Origin of the sequence: Gluconobacter albidus (assembly GCF_002005485.1) — a bacterium.
Taxonomy (GTDB): Bacteria; Pseudomonadota; Alphaproteobacteria; order Acetobacterales; family Acetobacteraceae; genus Gluconobacter; species Gluconobacter albidus.
Genome location: NZ_CP014689.1, coordinates 647,288 through 661,632, shown reverse-complemented (window position 1 = coordinate 661,632; position 14,345 = coordinate 647,288). Strand labels below are relative to the sequence as shown.

Annotated in this window: 12 protein-coding genes; 6 read left to right on the top strand and 6 right to left on the bottom strand. The window is 61.7% G+C overall.

Annotation, left to right across the window (positions count from 1 at the left end; genetic code table 11):
- Window positions 1-112 precede the first annotated feature (112 nt).
- Entirely contained in the window at window positions 113-457 is a 345-nt protein-coding gene (locus A0U94_RS02870; RefSeq protein WP_077802386.1) for a HesB/IscA family protein, read from the top strand.
- Between the two features lie 4 nt (window positions 458-461).
- The gene (xth, locus tag A0U94_RS02865; protein ID WP_077802385.1) at window positions 462-1,238 is read left to right on the top strand and encodes an exodeoxyribonuclease III; all 777 of its coding nucleotides are present in this window, start codon (window positions 462-464) and stop codon (window positions 1,236-1,238) included.
- 42 nt (window positions 1,239-1,280) lie between these two features.
- On the opposite strand, the gene A0U94_RS02860 is transcribed toward xth, so the two are convergent.
- Window positions 1,281-1,553 carry a YXWGXW repeat-containing protein gene (locus A0U94_RS02860; protein WP_062033715.1) on the bottom strand — a complete coding sequence of 91 codons (273 nt, stop codon included), beginning with the start codon at window positions 1,551-1,553 and terminating at the stop codon, window positions 1,281-1,283.
- Between the two features lie 275 nt (window positions 1,554-1,828).
- On the opposite strand from A0U94_RS02860, the gene A0U94_RS02855 reads away from it, so the two are divergent.
- Complete coding sequence (locus A0U94_RS02855) at window positions 1,829-2,812, top strand: hypothetical protein (RefSeq protein ID WP_077802384.1); 984 nt, start codon at window positions 1,829-1,831, stop codon at window positions 2,810-2,812.
- Window positions 2,813-2,830: 18 nt separating this feature from the next.
- Here A0U94_RS02855 and A0U94_RS02850 read toward each other — a convergent pair whose 3' ends face one another.
- The 4 genes from A0U94_RS02850 to A0U94_RS02835 all read right to left on the bottom strand — a co-directional run bounded on the left by A0U94_RS02850 (window position 2,831) and on the right by A0U94_RS02835 (window position 7,904).
- A complete protein-coding gene (locus tag A0U94_RS02850; RefSeq protein WP_077802383.1) occupies window positions 2,831-3,394 on the bottom strand; it encodes a ferritin-like domain-containing protein in 564 nt (187 codons plus the stop codon).
- A 137-nt stretch (window positions 3,395-3,531) separates the two neighbouring features.
- On the bottom strand, window positions 3,532-5,328 hold the full coding sequence (gene aspS, locus A0U94_RS02845; RefSeq protein ID WP_077802382.1) for an aspartate--tRNA ligase: 1,797 nt from the start codon (window positions 5,326-5,328) through the stop codon (window positions 3,532-3,534).
- Window positions 5,329-5,421: 93 nt separating this feature from the next.
- The gene (locus tag A0U94_RS02840) at window positions 5,422-6,993 is read right to left on the bottom strand and encodes an FAD-dependent oxidoreductase (protein WP_077802381.1); all 1,572 of its coding nucleotides are present in this window, start codon (window positions 6,991-6,993) and stop codon (window positions 5,422-5,424) included.
- A gap of 143 nt (window positions 6,994-7,136) precedes the next feature.
- Complete coding sequence (locus tag A0U94_RS02835; RefSeq protein ID WP_062033911.1) at window positions 7,137-7,904, bottom strand: DUF2076 domain-containing protein; 768 nt, start codon at window positions 7,902-7,904, stop codon at window positions 7,137-7,139.
- 154 nt (window positions 7,905-8,058) lie between these two features.
- On the opposite strand from A0U94_RS02835, the gene A0U94_RS02830 reads away from it, so the two are divergent.
- From A0U94_RS02830 to A0U94_RS02820, 3 genes are read left to right on the top strand one after another with little or no spacing between them, the layout of a single operon-like run.
- Entirely contained in the window at window positions 8,059-8,937 is an 879-nt protein-coding gene (locus A0U94_RS02830) for a glycine--tRNA ligase subunit alpha (RefSeq protein ID WP_062033727.1), read from the top strand.
- Complete coding sequence (glyS, locus tag A0U94_RS02825; protein ID WP_077802380.1) at window positions 8,930-10,984, top strand: glycine--tRNA ligase subunit beta; 2,055 nt, start codon at window positions 8,930-8,932, stop codon at window positions 10,982-10,984. Before A0U94_RS02830 ends, glyS begins: the two co-directional genes overlap by 8 nt.
- 4 nt (window positions 10,985-10,988) lie before the next feature.
- Entirely contained in the window at window positions 10,989-13,025 is a 2,037-nt protein-coding gene (locus A0U94_RS02820; RefSeq protein ID WP_077802379.1) for a DNA/RNA helicase domain-containing protein, read from the top strand.
- Window positions 13,026-13,095: 70 nt separating this feature from the next.
- On the opposite strand, the gene A0U94_RS02815 is transcribed toward A0U94_RS02820, so the two are convergent.
- The gene (locus A0U94_RS02815) at window positions 13,096-14,328 is read right to left on the bottom strand and encodes a hypothetical protein (protein ID WP_149026645.1); all 1,233 of its coding nucleotides are present in this window, start codon (window positions 14,326-14,328) and stop codon (window positions 13,096-13,098) included.
- Window positions 14,329-14,345 lie beyond the last annotated feature (17 nt).

Sequence of the window (14,345 nt, the reverse complement as noted above, 5' to 3'; positions counted from 1 at the left end):
CAAGCATGCCTCCTCTACCCACCCCTTTGCTCTGGGGGACGCTCTGGCCATATAATCAGGACCGCAGTTGTCTTTTCAGAGTGTCTTTACCAGAGTCCGGGAAACAGAACCCATGTCCGACACCGTGCCTTTCAGCGTTTCCGCCAGTGCGGCCGCCCGCATCAAGGAGATCATCGCAGCCCAGCCCGAACCCGAGGGGCTTGCGCTGCGCGTTGCGGTTCTGGCCGGAGGATGCAACGGATTTCAGTACCAGTTCAAACTGGAACGCGATCAGGGAGCGGATGATATCATCATCGAGCGTGACGGCGCGCGCGTGTTCGTGGATACGACAAGCCTCGACCTGCTGGAAAACGCGGAGCTGGAATTCGTGGACAAGCTGATGGGGGCGCATTTTACGGTGACGAACCCCAATGCGGCCTCGTCCTGTGGCTGCGGCACCAGCTTCTCGCTGGCCTGATCCAATGAGCACGACGCCGTTCACCTTCGCGAGCTGGAACATCAACTCCATACGCGCCCGCGCCCATCACGTTCAGGACTGGCTGGAACGCCATCCGGACTGTGACCTGCTGTGCCTTCAGGAAATCAAATGCGAAGACAGCCAGTTTCCGGCCGTGTTCGCAGAAGCCGGGCTACATGTCGCAACCTCGGGACAGAAAGCCTATAACGGCGTCGCCCTGATCGGACGCCGGCCTTTCACGGTGACGCACCATACGCTTCCGGGCTTCGATCATCCGTCTGCCCGTTATATCGAGGCGGAACTCGACGGCATCACGATCGGCAATCTGTATCTGCCCAACGGCAATTCCGGCGGCGAAGACGGTTACGCGACCAAGCTGGCGTTTTTTGACGCTTTAGCGGAACGCGCGCGTGTTCTGCTCGATGCAGAAAAGCCGTTTGCGTTCATCGGCGATTTCAATGTCTGCCCGACGGACGAGGATCTGGCGCCCGGCGCGCTGTCACCTGATGATGCACTGGTGCGACCCGAGACGCGCGCGGCGTTCCGCAGGTTAAAATGGATGGGGCTAACGGATGCCCTGCGCGCCCTGCACCCTGCGGGCCGGCATTACACGTTCTGGGATTATCAGGCGGCGGCGTTCCAGCGAAATTCGGGCCTGCGGATCGACCATGCGCTCCTGTCATCCCGCCTGACCGAACGTCTGACAGCCTTCGTGATCGACCGTGACGAGCGGACGAAGGAAAAGGCCTCCGATCACGTCCCGGTTCTCGTTACGGTTTGAAGGCGTAAGGGGAACAGGCCACCCTGTCTCCCTTAGATCCCCTCATGCGTGTCGCAGACTGGGTTTTCGGCTCAAATGGCCCGGCTGCCACTGATACCCGTTGCCGCTCCAGCGCCAGTAGCCCGGCACCCAGTGCAGGTCTCCGCGATGGGGAGGAATGGTCTCCGGAAGCGTATGCGGCGGCGGCGGCGGCTGCCGGTATGGGCCACTATAGGGCACGAACTGGGCATGGGCTGTTCCCGACATCGGCGCAATCGCCATCGTACCTGCAAACAGGGCGGAAACAGCCAAGATCCCTGACAGATGTTTCAGCATCAATGCTCTCCTTATCATGACGCCTTGTCACGGAAAGATGATTCGCGGATCTGCACGGCATTGATGAGGCGGCATTGTGGCGCCTTGCTGGCAACACATGATGTTATGTTGCAGGACAGTCAGAGCCCATCATACCTACGAAAAAGCGACCGCAATCACAGCGTATCATTTGCGCTTTCGTAACAGCTCTTCCTATCATCCCCGGCACAGATCAGCCGGTCAGGGAAAGAATGCGCCAACAGCCATCCATAAAAAGCCTTCTACGAGGTTTCGTATTGGCTGGGGCCGTTCTGGGAAGCTGCAACAGCGTCCATGCTCAGGCTGCGGATATCCATGACTGCGTCACAGCCGCCACGGTGGTCCCGCTGCTGGAAGGTCGCGGGGATGCTCCGGTCATTCCCGTGACTGTCGGAACACTCGATGCAGCAATGTTCGTATCGTTCGACGCGCCGGAAACAACGGTCTGGAACACAACAGCGCTGAATTTTTCCCCGACGGGAAGGCCACGGGTGCTGACCGAGGACGACGGAACAAGCACCTTTGTTTACAACACCGCGCTTGAAGACCTGCGCGTGGGAAATGCCGCCCCCGTCACACTTCCTGCGGAGCTCATGCCTCCAATGACGGAAGAGAGCGTCAATGGCCGCCCCCTCATCGGCATGCTGGGAGTGGATGTCATTTCAAAAGGACCGGTCATTCTGGACGAACCGCATGGAAAGCTGATTTTTCTGCGAGTTCGTTACCGCAAGCCCTGTGCTGACATCGGGCATATTCTTCTCGGAAACAACATCCGGACATTCCCCCTTTTACGCGCCTGGATTACCCCCGTCGGGATTCCCGTCACGATCGATCATCAGAAACGGATGGCAGGGCTGGTTCCCGATTACGCCGAAAACGCAGTTCCCGCGAGATGGATCGCATCAGGAGCCATTCCCGCTGAAGTCATGCGAACCGCACCCCTGGTCCGGACAGATTTTCTCTGGAATTCCCTGACCGGGAAACGGGTTCCGCTTCCCGGCTATGCTTTTGGGGATGGTCCGGGTCACACGGAAAACGTCATAGTGGAACCCGGATTGTCCAATGCGCTTCTGGGGGCACCCTTTTTTGCTCACCGGGTGGTTATGATCGATATCCCGGATGAACAGGTGGCGTTTCGGGATGACGAGACGCAGACCCTGCCTGCACGCCAGCATATCTACGCCCATTTGAGCGTCTCAACCCATGTGGGCATCAGCAACAGGACCGGGCAGATCAACTGACCTGCCCGAAAAGCTACATCATGACAGGAACGGCTTGCCTTCATGGGCCACAAGCAGGTCATGCAGATCCGTGGCGTGATCTTCCTCGTCGGCCAAGAAGCCCTCGAGCATGATGCGGGTCGTGGGATCGTTGTCACCGAAATAGCGGATGAGTTCCTGATAATGCTCGATCACGACGCGCTCGGCGATCAGGTCCTGCTTCACCATTTCGACGAGATTGCCGCCATTGCCGTATTCGGTAGCGGAACGCGTGGCCAGACCTTCGGGGTTGAAGTTCGGCACGCCGCCGAGTTGGTCGATACGGTTGGCAGCCGCCAGCATGTGCTTGCGCTCGGAGGCGGCATGTTCGCTAAACTCTGCGCCGACGCTCTCGCTGGTCAGACCTTCGACGGAAATGGCGTGCATCGTGTAGCGCAGGACGCAGACCAGTTCCGTCGCCACAACGGCCTGAAGGATGTCGATCGCGGTCTTGACGTCGCCCTTGTAGGTGGCGGTTACCGCGCCGTCGTCGAGGGATTTCTTCGCGTTTGCCCGCAGCGTCTGCACGTCTGTCAGGAAGGCATTTTTCTTGTCGTCAGCCATTGGAGATTCTGCCTTGAATGTTGGGATCTGTTTCTCCAACGACAGGAATGACGAAGTGTTGCAGACGGCATAAAAAAACCGGCATCTCCCGAATGGAAGATACCGGTTCTGAAACAGCAGACGAAGCTGCTTAAGGCTTACTTGCTGGCGGTCGGCTTGGGCTTCGGCAGGTCGAGCGCCAGATGAAGCTCTTTCAGACGGGCCGGTTCGACCGGGGCCGGGGCTTCCATCATGAGGTCTTCGCCGCTCTGGTTAAGCGGGAAGAGAATGACTTCGCGGATGTTCGGCTCATCGGCCAGCAGCATCACGATACGGTCCACGCCCGGTGCGGCACCACCATGCGGCGGGGCACCGTAACGGAAGGCGTTCAGCATGCCGCCGAAACGCTCTTCCACGACCTCGGGGCCGTAGCCTGCGATTTCGAAGGCACGCAGCATGACTTCCGGCAGATGGTTCCGGATCGCGCCAGAGGACAGTTCCACACCGTTGCAGACGATATCGTACTGATAGGCGTTGATCGTCAGCGGATCCTGCGTATTCAGGGCGTCGAGGCCACCCTGCGGCATGGAGAACGGGTTGTGCGAGAAGTCGACCTGTCCGGTTTCCTCGTTCAGCTCGAACATCGGGAAGTCCACGACCCAGCAGAAGCGGAACGCGTTCTTCTCGATCAGGTCCAGCTCGGTTGCGACCTTGGTGCGGACGACGCCAGAGAACTTGGCAACTTCGTCCCCCTTGCCTGCTGCGAAGAACACGGCGTCACCAGCCTTCAGGCCACAGGCTTCACGGATGCTCTCGACGCGCTCGGCTTCAAGGTTCTTGGCAATCGGGCCCTTGCCGCCTTCGGCCTCGAAAATGATGTAGCCCAGACCACCGGCACCGCTCTCACGCGCCCAGGTGTTGAGCTTATCGAAGAAGCCGCGCGGACGGTCGCCCGCACCCGGAGCCGGGATCGCGCGGATCTGGCCGCCCGAGGCCGCGATCTTGGCGAACAGACCGAAACCGGAATCGCGGAACGCGTCCGTCACATCCTTGATGATCAGCGGGTTGCGCAGATCCGGCTTGTCGGAGCCGTAGTCGCGCATGGCATCGGCATACGGAATGCGCGGGAATGCGCCATCCGTGATCTTCCAGCCTTCAGGCGTGAACTCGTTGAACACGCCGGCGAGGACGGGTTCGAGCACTGTGAAGACATCCTCCTGCGTGACGAACGACATCTCGAAATCGAGCTGATAGAACTCGCCCGGGCTGCGGTCCGCGCGGGAGGCTTCGTCACGGAAGCAGGGTGCGATCTGGAAGTAGCGGTCGAAACCGGCAACCATCGCAAGCTGCTTGAACTGCTGCGGAGCCTGCGGCAGGGCGTAGAACTTACCCGGATGCAGACGGGCCGGGACGAGGAAGTCCCGTGCACCTTCAGGGGACGAGGCCGTCAGGATCGGCGTCTGGAACTCGGTGAAGCCCTGCGCGATCATGCGCTGGCGCAGGCTCGTGATGATCTTGCTGCGGAGCAGGATGTTCTGGTGCATCTTGTCGCGGCGCAGGTCGATATAGCGATACTTCAGACGCAGTTCTTCAGGGTAGTGCTCGTTGCCCGCAACTTGGAACGGCAGGACTTCGGCGCTGGAACGAACGTCCAGAGCCTCGGCCAGAACTTCGACGTCACCGGTCGGCAGGTTCGCGTTGCGCTGCGATCCATGCCGCACCACAACCTTGCCGGTCACGGTAATGACGCTCTCGACACGCAGGCGCTCGACCTTTTCCAGCAGATCCGTGCCCGAGGGGATGACGATCTGCGTCACGCCATAATGGTCGCGCAGGTCGATGAACAGCAGGCCGCCGTGATCGCGCTTGCTGTGCACCCAGCCGGAAAGACGGACGGTCTGCCCGGCGTTCTCTTCACGCAGGGCGCTACAGTCATGGGTGCGGTATGGATGCATGTCGGGCCTCTTCAACGTCCTGTGCGGATAAGTGGGCGCAGGAAGCCGGGACGGCCCTCTGATGTCAAGTTTTCTGCGACTTCAGGCGCGCGTTCAGACCTTTTCCTTCATGAAACCGTCGAAATCGACCGCAGCCCGCGCCATGTCGGCCGCATGCCCGGCTCCGGCCAGCGCGATGGGTTTGCCATCCTTGAGATAGGTCGCAAGGAACTTGAAACCGCGGATATCGCCTTCCAGCGCAACGTTGTCGAAGCTCTCGCCCCATCCCAGAAGCTCGATTTTCTTGCCAAACTGCTGCGTCCAGAACCACGGCATGGGCACGTTCGGAGTATCATGTCCCATCATCGCCAGAGCTGCGATCCGCCCCTGCACTTCGGCGTGACGCCAATGCTCGATTCGCCGTGGCGCACCGTCATGGAAGACAGCCGAGGCGTCTCCCGCGGCATAGACACTGGGATAGGCCCCAACGTCGTCGCCCCGCGTCACGCGCATCTGGCCGTTCACGACAATCGCGCCGCTTTTGTCGCGTTCGAGACCCGAAACATAATCCGTAACCGGCATCACCCCGACGCCCAGAAGCACAAAAGCGGCGGGCAGACGCGTGCCGTCGTCCAGTTCAACGCCAGACGCCGTCCCCTCTTTGCCCTCATCGGCATAGATCTTCGTCACCCGTGCGTCCGAGACGAACGCCACGCCGTTTTCTTCATGCAACTGACGGAGACGAATGCCAATTTCGCGGCCGAACTGCTTTTCCATCGGGATTTCGCTATCGGAAATGATTGTCACACCAACGCCCCGCTGTCGCAGGGAGGAGGCTGCCTCAAGCCCGATGAATCCCGCGCCCACGATCGTCACCGCCAGGTCGGGGTCCAGAATGGCGGCGATCCGCTCGGCGTCCGCTTCGCGATGCAGCGTATAGACGCCTTTCATCTCTACCCCCGGAATACCCGGTTTTTTAGTGACCGCACCCGTGGCGATCAGGACATGATCGGCTGTCAGTTGCGTCCCATCCTCCAGGGTTGCGGTCCGGGTCTGCGGATCGAACTGCGCCACATGCCCCCGGATGCGCGTGATGTCGCGCTCGGTATAGAATTCTTCTTCCCGGACCGGAGGCGCATGCGCTTTTTCGGATTCGCTGACGAGGACGGTCTTGCTCAGGGCCGTGCGGTCATAGGGGAGATCCTTTTCCTCGCTCACCATCGTAATGGTGCCCGCGAAGCCTTCCGCCCGAAGCGTGACTGCCGCACTGACAGCTGCGGCTCCGGCACCAAGAAGCAGGACGCTGTCCCCTTCCTGTCGTTTCTGCGGCGCGACACGCTGCATCGGCTTCAGCCCGACCAGAACGCGCCCATCAACGATCCGGGCCGGGTAACGCGGCAGGGGATCAAGGGCCAGCGGTTCGACAAGGCTTCCATCCGTCGCATCAAAAACCGCCTTGTGCCAGGGGCAGACCAGCACACTGCCTTTTTCGGTCCGGCAGAACGCCCCCTGTTCCAGCGGCGCTTCCTTATGCGGGCATTTTCCTGCGAAGGCGTGGATTTCTTCGCCATCGCGGATAAGGACCACTGGTACTCCGTCCAGAGAAAAAGGGGTGATCCTGCCGTCCTCAAGCGCGTCGAAGGCTGAAAGATCACGGAAATCGGCGTTCTGGACGGAATGGGACATCGGATGGGGCCTCCCGGTTGGGAAAGAGGTCAGTCATGAGAGCGAACGCAGCATAAGGCGACGGGTTGGCAAACATCAAAAAACCCGCCCGGACATCACGTCCGGACGGGCTTTTGAAAAACATCTGTCCGGTGGAGACAGACTCAGAACATGTCGTCGAATCCGCCGCCGTCACCGCCGCCGAAGTCTCCTCCACCGGAATCGCCACCGCCGAAATCGGAGTTGGAGAAGTTACCGGCATCGGTACCCGAACCGCCAAAGGGATCGGCCGTCGACGCATCACTGCCGTAATTGTTGATGATCGTGTCACCACCCGCGCCCCAGCCGCCGGCTGCGTCGCCGCCGCCACCGTGATGGTCGGAGAACAGGCCTTCAAGCGCGTTGGCGGCCATCATGCCGCCGGCCACACCCGCAGCCGTCGTCAGGGCCGAGCCGAGAAAGCCCGAACCGCCGCGCTGAAACATGCCCGGCTGGTAACCTGGCGGATAACCATACTGCTGCTGCGGCATGAAGTTCGGCGGAGGCGCAGCCTGTGCGCCCCAGCCCGGCGGGGGAGCGGACTGCTGCGGGCGGTTGCCACCGCCGAAGAAACCACCGAAAAGCCCGCCCGACTTGCCACCGCCAGACTGCTGCGCCTGTGCGAGCTGCTGCTGGGCCTGCTGGAGCTGGAATTCAAGCTGGCGGATACGGTTCTGCGCCTGCGCCAGAGCGGCTTCCTGCACCACGGCCATCTGGGTGACGCGGTAGCGCGCTTCCGGATACTGCTGGAAGTTTTCGGCGATGAAGCGGTCCGCTTCGGGGTCTACAGGCGGCAGAGGGGCGGCCGGTGGCTGGCCGGGTCCCGTGACCTGCGGCCCTCCCCCGACACGGGCGACGAAACGGGCGATCAGATCGCGTTCTTCGTTATTCATCGTCATCATCCTTCCAGATGAAGAAATTGCTGAGCCTCCATCATATGATGCAGCCACGAGCACTCTACAAGATCAACCGCAGGAGGCTCCCTTCCGGTTCAGGGCCTGTGCCTGTAAGGTGACGCCCGATTTCTGCCAACCGGAGCCTATCGAATTGTCTGCGACCCGGCCGCTCTGTTTTCAGGACCTGATCCTGCGCCTTCATCAATTCTGGTCCGAGAAGGGCTGCGCCATTTTGCAGCCTTACGATACCGAACTCGGAGCAGGCACGCTCTCCCCTCACACTACGCTTCGCGCGCTCGGTCCCAAGCCGTGGGCCGCGGCCTATGTGCAGCCCTGCCGCCGTCCGTCGGATGGACGTTATGGCGAGAACCCGAACCGTCTTCAGCACTATTACCAGTATCAAGTGCTGCTCAAGCCGACGCCGGAAGACAGCCAGCAGCTTCTGCTCGACAGCTATCGCGCCATCGGGATCGACCCGGAACTGCACGATATCCGATTCGTCGAGGATGACTGGGAAAACCCGACCATCGGCGCCTGGGGACTGGGCTGGGAAGTCTGGTGTGACGGGATGGAAGTCTCGCAGTTCACCTATTTCCAGCAGGTTGGCGGTATTCCGACCGTCATGCCGTCTACGGAGCTGACCTACGGGCTCGAGCGCCTGGCGATGTATGTGCAGGGCGTTGAGAACGTCTATGACCTCGATTTCAACGGCCGTGGCCTGACCTATGGCGATGTGTTCCTGCGTGCCGAGCAGGACTATTCGCGCCATAATTTCGAGCTCGCTGACACGCAGATGCTGCTGACCCATTTCAACGATGCCGAGCGGGAGTCCATCCGGCTGTCCGAGGCCGGCGTGGCCCAGCCTGCCTATGACCAGTGCCTCAAGGCCTCGCATCTGTTCAATCTTCTGGATGCGCGGGGCGTGATTTCCGTGTCCGAGCGCGCATCCTATATCGGGCGCGTCCGAGCGCTTGCCAAAGCCGCCTGCGATGCCTGGCTCGCCGGTGAGGAGGAGACGTCCCATGGCTGAACTCTTTATCGAACTGTTCAGCGAGGAAATCCCCTCCGGCATGCAGGCCCGCGCGGCGAACGATCTGGGTTCGCTGCTGACCAAAGCGCTCGACGGCCTGAACCCGCGCGACCTGCGCATTTTCTTCGGCGCCCGGCGCATTGCGGCAGTCCTGAGCGTTGATGCCGAAATCCCGGCGCGCAGCGTGTCCGAACGCGGGCCGCGCGGGGGAGCTCCAGAAAAGGCGCTGGAAGGTTTCACCCGCAAGCATGGCGTCACACCAGCGGATCTGACGCTGGAAAACGGCTTCTGGGTTCTGAACAAGTCGCTCGATCCGGTGAGCGCGGAAAGCCGCCTGGCTGAAGCCGTGCCGGAGCTGCTGTGGAAGTTCCCCTGGCCGAAATCCATGCGCTGGGGCGCAGGCTCGAACTTCACATGGGTGCGCCCGCTGCGCCGGATCGCCTGCCTGCTGGACGGGCATGTCGTCCCGTTTGCCCTCGCCCGTGACGGAGATGACGCGCATGGTCTGAAGGCGTCCAACCTCTCCGAAGGCCATCGCTTCCTCGCTCCGGGCGCATTCGAGATCCTGTCCGGCCAGCAGTGGCAGGACGAACTTGAAACCCGCTCGGTCATCGTGGACATGGACAGCCGCCGCGACATGGTGCGGACCGGTGTGGCGCGTCTGGCGGACCAGCACGGCATTACGGTCGTGCAGGATGACGGGCTGGTCGATGAGGTCTGCGGGCTGGTCGAGTATCCGGTGCCGCTTCTGGGCCAGATCGACGCTGCGTTCATGGATCTGCCTGCGGAAGTGATGCAGGTCTCCATGCGGATCAACCAGCGTTATTTCGCGCTCCGCAATCCGGACGGCTCGGCTGCACCCTATTTCGCCTTCATCGGCAATCTGCCGTTCAAGGATGGTGGCAAGCTGACCACGGCGGGCAATGAGCGCGTGCTCCGCGCCCGTTTTGCCGATGCCCGACATTTCTGGGATCTGGACCGCAAGACCAAACTGGCTGACCGCGTTCCGGCGCTGGCGGCAGTGACGTTCCATGCCAAGCTGGGCACGCAGGCCGAGCGCGCCGAGCGGATCTCGAAGCTTGCAGGCACCGTGGCGCAGGCCATGGGGCTTGATGGCGCGCAGATCGCACAGGCCGAGCGCGCGGGTCTGCTGGCCAAGGCGGATCTGACGACCGGCATGGTCGGCGAGTTCCCGGAACTTCAGGGCGTCATGGGCGGCTATTATGCGGCGCATGATGGCGAAGACGAGGCCGTCTCCCGCGCCGTGGCCGAGCATTACCTGCCGCGCGGTCAGTCCGATGAGACTGCAAAGGCGCCGGTTTCGGTCGCTGTGGCACTCGCGGACCGTCTGGACCTGCTGGCCGGGTTCTTTGCCATCGGCGAACTGCCGAGCGGTTCGGGCGATCCGTATGCGTTGCGTCGTGCGGCACTCGGCATCATCCGCACGATCCGTGACAACGGGCTGCGTCTGGATTTGCCGGCGCTGTTCGCGCAGGCCGCAAATGGCCGGACGGGCAGCGAACTGGCCAAACTGCCGGACTTCATTGCCGAGCGTCTGCGCGTGCAGCTTCGCAGCGAAGGCGAGCGGCATGACGTTCTTGCGGCCATTCTGACGCGCGGGCTGGACGGCGATCTGGTCCGGCTTCTGGCCCGGACCTCGGCGCTGTCGGAGATGATCCAGACGGAAGACGGCCGCAATCTGCTCGCTGCTGCCAAGCGGGCCGCCAACATCCTGCGCATCGAGGACAAGAAGGACGGCCCGCATACCGGCGCGCCCGATCCAACTCTCTACACGCAGGACGAAGAACGCGCTCTGGCTGCCGGTCTGGATCAGGCCGTCCCCGCGATTGAAACAGCTCTCAAAGAAGAGCGCTTCACCGATGCGATGCAGGCCATTGCGGCCCTGCGCCCAACGCTGGACCGGTTCTTCGAAGCCGTGACGGTCAATGCGCCGGAGCCGGAGGTACGGGCCAACCGCCTCAGGCTGCTGTCCCGCTTCCGCGAGACAACCGCCCTGATCGCCGATTTCGGCCAGATCGAGGGCTGAGACGATGGGAGCGTGGTGGTCCGGATCCGTCACCACGTTCCTTCACACGCCTCCGGACCAGCTCTGCGCCGCTTTGGCCCATAAGGTGGTGCAGAACCGTTTTCAGGGCGAGCCGCAGCAGGCTCGTGCCTGGGAAGCGCAGATCGATCTTCTGCATGAAATTCTCTCCACACTTCCCAACGCACAGGACTGGCAGGTTCTGTTCGAGTTTCCGATCCCGCGGCTTGGCGGCCGGATCGACACGGTTCTGGTCTCGCCCGGCGCGATTTATGTACTGGAATTCAAAATTGGCTCGTCCAGCTTCGACGCGGCCGCTCTCTCCCAGACGGAGGGCTATGCGCTCGACCTGCTGGATTTTCATGCCGCAAGTCGGAAACACCCGCTCGTTCCCGTTCTGGTCGCCACGGATGCGCCGTCCCGAGCCCAAACAACGCCGCTTCTGCTTCCCTTGGGCGTCACAGAGGTTCAGTGCGTCAATGCAGCGAGACTGAAAACGCTCCTGACCACGCTGGCGGCACAGACGGCTCATACCGATCATCCGCTGGTCCCCGCACAATGGGAACATGCTCCCTACGATCCGGTCCCAAGCATTGTGGAGGCGGCCCGGCAGATTTACGCGACACATAGCGTTGCCGACATCCACACCGCCCGTGCCGATGCGACGAACCTGACACAGACCTCGGCCTGCATCGCCAGCATTCTGGACACGGCCCGGACAGCTGGGCGCAAGGTGATTGTGTTCGTGTCGGGCATTCCGGGCGCGGGCAAGACGTTATGTGGTCTGAAAGCGGCCTTCGCAGATGGAAGCGACGCAACTGGCGCCACGTTCCTGACGGGAAACCCGACCCTCGTTTCGGTTCTGCGGGAGGCCCTCACGCGCGATACCGTCAGTCGTGGACAAAAGCGCCTGCTCGTGGAGCAGCGGATGGAATCCACCATTCAGTCCCTGACGAAATTCCGCGATCATTATGTCGGGCGGCCTGAAGAATGTCCGCCTGAACAGATCATGGTCATTGACGAGGCCCAACGGTGCTGGACGCAGGCTCAGGCCGTGCGCAAAAGTACATCACGTCACGTGAAGCTGACGGACTCCGAGCCTGCTCATCTGCTGGACATCATGGGACGGCATGAGGGGTTTGCAGCCATTCTGTGCCTGATCGGGCATGGACAGGAAATCAATGATGGCGAAGGCGGTCTGGCCTGTTGGGGCGAGGCACTTTTAAGCCGCCCGGCATGGTTGGTGGAGGCCGCTCCGGACGTGATCGGGACCGGGGACCTGACCCACCTGCCATCAGCACTTGCGGCGGGCCGGCAGTGCTTTTTGCATCTCGGGGTGGCAATCCGCTCCCTGCGCGAAGAAAAAGCACCCCGCTGGGTCAATACCGTATTGAATGGAGACGTCGAGACAGCGAGAAGTCTGGCCGGGCAGACGGATCTGCCGTTTCGGCTCACACGCAGTCTGGATGATCTGCGGGCCGGGCTCCGTCATCGCTCCCGCCTGACCTACCGGTGCGGGCTGGTCGCAAGCTCCAAAGCGAAACGTCTTCGCGCCGAGGGGCTTGGCTGTGAAGTTCCGCATATGGACGACAAGGCTGTCTCCCAGTGGTTTCTGAACCGCTGGGTTCCGGACAGGGACATCCGGGCTTCCGATGCGCTGGAAACCTACGCGACGGAGTTTGCAATCCAGGGGCTGGAACTGGATTTCGTGGGGCTTTGCTGGGATGGAGACCTGATCCGCGCGCCTTCAGGCGATCGCTGGCAGCCACGTCGTTTCTCGGGCACGAAATGGGCCAATGTAAAATCTGAGGAAACGGCGCTATGGCGACTGAACACCTATCGCGTCCTGCTGACACGGGCCCGATACGAGACCCTGATCTGGGTGCCGCAGGGTAGTGCAGATGATCCGACACGCGATCCCGAAACACTGGACCGGATCGCAGATTTTCTGATGGCATGCGGTGTACCCCTTCTGGGAACTGTCGCTGATACCGCTCCGCCCTTTACCGTGCAGAACGATCTGGCGGATCTGCTGAGCGGTTAACCTTCATCGTATTCCAGACTCGGGGCGCAGAGCATTCCGCTTATGATTGACGCGAGAGGCTCGTCGGTTCTCAGCGCTTGTGGATCTGTGCGGTCATTGGCGAGGGCTGAATTCCGTAGGTGATGACCGTTCCGGCAGGGGCGCGTTCGAACTCTGCGGCTTTCGTATAGAAATCGGACATCGGAAAGAACGGAAAGTGCCAGTCCCGGATACAGGCTGCTGTGACGAGCAGGAGCGCCGAGACCCCGGCTGCCTTCCGCGCAGGGCGCGGGGCCCGGGCAAGAACGAAGAATGACCCGAGCAGGGTCAGCATCGCGAAGATGTAATACCGATCGCTCCAGCCGGAATACTGCATGACATGCCACTGGGGCTGATCAATGGACACCTGAGGATGCGCCAGGGCAGCCGCAAAGGTCAGCCCGGAAGCAAGAAGCGCCTCACGGAAAATCGTAGGGCCACGCATGCAGGCATAGATCAGGGCGGCGATCCCCAGAAGACAGAGCACGACCGGCGGGCTGCGATGCTGCCACCACAATGCCGACCCCGCCACATCTGCAGCCGCATGCTGTCCGAACAGGAGGCCGATCTCGATATTGAGGGCGATGATGCGCATCCCGGTGATAAGCGAGGCCCCGAGTTCAGTGCCGACCCGCTGATGTGCCTTGTGCAGATAGGTGATTGCCTGCAGGCCCACACAGAGACTGACGAGCGCAAGCCGTATCAGATGCGAGCGGTCCCGGACCGCCGCAAAACGGAGCACGGCGATCGGAAACAGGAAGACGCAGAACGGCCCTGTCAGCCCTGACAGCAGCAGGACTGCTCCGTCGAACAGGCGCTGCCCCCAGCCCTGCGGCGGCGTGCTCTGGAGAACCAGAAACGCCAGAATGGCGAGGTGCCACTGGGAGTTGGTGAGATTGACCTGCACTTCGTAGGAATTGGGCAACGCAACCATGAACAGCGCGAACAGCAGGCGCGACGTCCTGTCCGGCCATGCCTGATCCAGACGTCCGGTCAGCAGAAACAGAGGTGGCGCGAGTTGCACCAGAAAGGCCACGACCGCAAAAAGGGTCGGAGCCAGATGGAACGGCAGGCCCTGCGCCAGAAGGCCGATCAGACGTGGGAAAGTCTGGAGATATCCGGTCTCCGGATTGAGCAGGCTTGCCGCCCCCTGCTCATAGGCCTGCGGATACCAGACCCATGAATCCTCGCCCCAGAACTGCGCCATCAGCAGCGCGCCCGGATGTCTCAGGAACAGGGCCACCGCGAAGACCAGTCCCCAGAACACCAGCCGGGACGTCGGCATGCCGTCTTTCGGCATGA